Below are 3,956 nucleotides of genomic sequence, written 5' to 3'. Positions count from 1 at the left end.
CCGGGGATGATCCGGGCGGTTCAGGCCTGATCCAGGCGGCCGTATCCCCGGCACGACCGCGGGGATGACCGTCACAGAACCCATCTGGCCGTAACTATGGTGCAGAAGTCGGCAAACTTCCGAAATTCGGCAATTTCCTGCCGACCTTCACGCCGAACTATCGCGCGACGCGTTTTCGGACGGTCTGGATCGAATTTCGGGAACGCCAGCGGCTTCCCAGATGCTATTTCACTCGGGTATTCGGGAAGTCAGGTCAATCTCGGAGGCTGTCGTGCCACCACCATTCCCGGTCAGGCTTGTCCCTCACGATCCAGCATGGGCTCTGCTGGCCGCGAAGGAAGCGCATCGGCTGCAACAGCACGTTTCCTCGATCGATGTGGTTCACCATGTCGGGTCTACGTCGATCCCCGGCATCGCCGCCAAACCCGTGCTCGATCTGATGCCAGTGGTCACGTCGCTCGATGTGTTGGACACCGAAAGGGCGACGCTCGAAACCCTCGGCTATCAATGGCACGGCTCTTACGGCCTAGAGGGGCGACGGTACTGCACCTTCGATGACCCGAATACCGGCCAACGCTCGATCCAGCTTCATTGCTTCATGGCAGGCGATCCAGCCCTTCGCCGTCATCTTGCGTTCCGCGACCACCTGACCAAATCGCCGGAGCTGGCTCGGGAGTATGAAGCCGAGAAGGTCCGATGCGCCTGCTGCATCCGGACGACAGCCACGCCTATGCCGACTGCAAGGATGCGTGGATCAAGCGCGTCGAGACTGACGCCCTAAGCCAACATCCCCTGAGGTGGGGACCTTCCCAAAAACGAAAGTGCGGTGGGAAGCTGGAGGCGTTGATCGTGCGGAGGGCTGCCTGCGGGTCCTGCTTTCCCGAAACCGGTGCCCGGTTTCGCTTTCCCAAAAAGTGCGACGGAGAAACGGGAACGACCGCTATCGGAAAAGCGCCGCCGCCATGCCCCCTCCGCGTCTCCGCACCTCCGCGTGAATCAGGAACCCGGCGCGATCCCGCGGGCCAGCAGGGTCGCCACCGCATCCGCTACCGCGTCGGGGGAGCGATCCTCGTCCCATACCCCGTAGCGCAGGCCCAGGAACACGTTCATCCCCATGATCGCCCACGCATGGACCTCGGACACGTCCGCGCGTACTTCGCCGCGCTGTGCCGCCGCCTGTAGCCGCGCCAGAATCCGCTCCGCCGTCGTCGCATAATGGCGGCGGAAGCTGGCCGGGTCGACGAATTCGGCCTCGTCGATGATCCGGTACAGTTCCTTGTGCGCCCGCACGAAGCGGATGAACTCGAACAACCCGGCGCGCTCGGCCGCGATCTGCCCGTCAGCGTCGCGGATCGCGGGGGCGACATGGTCGCGCACCTGCGCCGACATGTCGGCCACCAGCGCGCGGAACACCGCGTCCTTCGAATCGAAATAGGTGTAGAAACTGCCCAGCGCCACGCCCGCCCGCCGGGTGATGCCGCTGACCGACCCGTCGTGAAACCCCTTCTCGCCGAACTCCGCCGCTGCCGCGTCGAGGATCGCGCGCTGCGTGCGCCGCCCGCGCTCGGTACGCGGCGTCTTGTCCGGCGTGTGCGCCTCGCTCGCCATTTTCGGCCTCTCCATCCGGTTAAAGTTGAAACCCGGTTCGACTTTCAGTATAGCGCTTCGCAACGACGTACAACCCGAACCAACGGGTGGCGTCCAAAAGGGAGAGGTTGATGCGCCGCACGTTCGCAATCCGCACCGTCATGCTGCTCGGCAGCGCCATGGCCATGCCGGCCGTCGCACAGGAAACCCCACGCAAACCCCCGGCCGAGGCGCAGTCGATCACGCAGGATCAGGGCGACGGCGACATCGTCGTCACCGCGCGCCGCCGCGCCGAAAGCGTGATCGACGTGCCGATCGCCATGTCGGTCGTGACCGGCGATCAACTCACCCGCACCGGCGCGGTCGACATCACCGCGCTGCAGGACAAGACGCCGAACCTGACGCTCCAGATCGCGCGTGGCTCCAACTCCACGCTGATCGCCTTCAGCCGCGGCGTCGGGCAGCAGGACCCGCTGTGGGGCTTCGAACCCGGCGTCGGGCTGTACCTCGACGATGTGTACGTCGCCCGCCCGCAAGGCGCGGTGCTCGACATATTCGACGTCGAGCGGGTCGAGGTGCTGCGCGGGCCGCAGGGCACGCTCTACGGCCGCAACACCATCGGCGGCGCGATCAAATATGTGACGAAGCGGCTGGGCAACGACTATGCCGCGACCGCCCGCGCCTCCTATGGCTCGTACAACCAGTTCGACCTCGTCGGACAAGTCACGGTGCCGCTCACCGACAGCCTCGCGATCGGCGGCGCGATCGCGCGCTACAAGCGCGACGGCTATGGCACCAACCTGACCACCGGGGCGGATCAATATGACAAGGACGTGCTGGCCGCGCGCGTCTCGGCCGAATGGACGCCCGGCGACGGCGTGTTCGTGCGACTGGCGGGCGACCGCACGCTCGACCGGTCGAACCCGCGCCACGGCACCCGCCTGCTCGGCAACGGCACCGACGCGCGCTACGCGCCGACCGCCAGCGTCTACGACACCCGCGCCGGGGTGGGCGATCGCAACCGGGTGGTGGCGCAGGGGCTGTCGCTGACCGGCGAGTTCGGCCTGTCCGACACGCTCACCGTCAAATCGATCAGCGCGTACCGCGAAGGCGCCACCAACACCGTCATCGATTTCGACAATACCGCGCTCCCCACACTCGACGTGCCGGCCGAGTACGACGACTGGCAGTTCACGCAGGAGCTGCAACTGTTGGTGCAGGGCGACCGGTTGCAGGGCGTGTTCGGCCTGTTCTACCTCAATGCCCAAGCATCCGGCGCGTTCGACACCGTGCTGGGCGGGTTGAACCTCACCACCTTGACCGCCGGCGAGGTGAAGACCAAGAGCTATGCCGCGTTCGGCGACCTGAGCTACGACCTGACCGACAAGCTGCGGATTTCGGCCGGCCTGCGCTATACCAAGGACGACAAGACCGGCACGGTGTTCCGCCGCAACTATACCGGCATCCGCTCACCCCGGTTCGGCAATGCCGCCGCGGTGCCGGGGCTGATCCGCACCGATTACACCAACGACCGCAGCTTCGACCAGTTCACCCCGCGCGTCTCGATCGCCTATGAACCGCGCCCCGACCTCAACCTCTATGCGTCATGGGGCAAGGGGTTCAAATCGGGCGGTTTCGACATGCGCGGCGACGCGGTGTTCACGCCAACGACGGTGAACGGTTATGATCCCGAAAAGATCAGCAGCACCGAAATCGGCATGAAGGGCGCGTTCCTGAACCGCACGCTGTTCCTGAACCTCGCCGGCTATTATTCGCGCTACACCGATCAGCAGGTGACGATCCAGGTGCCCAACGTTGCCGGCGGCATCGCCAGCTTCGTCGACAATGCCGGCAAGGCCGACATCTACGGCCTCGAGATCGAGGGCCGCATGGTCCCGTCGCGCCATTTCTCGGCACAGGTGTCGTTCGGTTACACCAATGCCGATTATAAGGAATTCCTGACGTTCGTCGGCGGCGGCACCACGCCCGTCGACGTCGCCAACAGCCGCGTGTTCCAGAACACCCCCGAATTCACCGCCGCCGCCTCGTTCACCGCCTCGACCGACGTCGCCGGCGGCACGCTGTCGATCACTCCCGAAGTGACGCTGCGCAGCGATTATTCGCTGTTCGAAATCCCGACCCCGGCGCTGGATCAGGACGGCTATGCGCTGGTCAACGCCGCCGCCAACTGGATTTCGGCAGGCGGCCGCTACCGGCTCGGCGTGGCGCTGCGCAACCTGACCGATCAGCGCTATCGGGTGGGGGGCTATAATTTCCCCGGCGCGCTCTTCGGCAATTCGGTGATCGGCTACTACGGTCCGCCGCGTACCGCCACCGCGACGTTCGAGGTGCGGTTCTAGGGCGGACGC

3 protein-coding genes are annotated in these 3,956 nt (G+C 65.5%); 2 read left to right on the top strand and 1 reads right to left on the bottom strand.

Annotated elements, in window-relative coordinates; translation table 11 throughout:
- The first annotated feature begins 271 nt into the window (after window positions 1–271).
- On the top strand, window positions 272–781 hold the full coding sequence (locus ASE78_RS18165; RefSeq protein WP_200910992.1) for a GrpB family protein: 510 nt from the start codon (window positions 272–274) through the stop codon (window positions 779–781).
- Between the two features lie 215 nt (window positions 782–996).
- On the opposite strand, the gene ASE78_RS04040 is transcribed toward ASE78_RS18165, so the two are convergent.
- On the bottom strand, window positions 997–1,623 hold the full coding sequence (locus tag ASE78_RS04040; RefSeq protein WP_156351276.1) for a TetR/AcrR family transcriptional regulator: 627 nt from the start codon (window positions 1,621–1,623) through the stop codon (window positions 997–999).
- Window positions 1,624–1,718: 95 nt separating this feature from the next.
- On the opposite strand from ASE78_RS04040, the gene ASE78_RS04035 reads away from it, so the two are divergent.
- Window positions 1,719–3,947 carry a TonB-dependent receptor gene (locus ASE78_RS04035; RefSeq protein ID WP_056493566.1) on the top strand — a complete coding sequence of 743 codons (2,229 nt, stop codon included), beginning with the start codon at window positions 1,719–1,721 and terminating at the stop codon, window positions 3,945–3,947.
- The last annotated feature ends 9 nt before the right edge of the window (window positions 3,948–3,956 follow it).

The sequence above is a fragment of the Sphingomonas sp. Leaf25 genome (assembly GCF_001421635.1).
In the GTDB taxonomy this organism is placed as follows: domain Bacteria; phylum Pseudomonadota; class Alphaproteobacteria; order Sphingomonadales; family Sphingomonadaceae; genus Sphingomonas.
The sequence above is the reverse complement of the archived record's forward strand: the minus strand, read 5'-3'. Positions and strand labels throughout refer to the sequence as shown.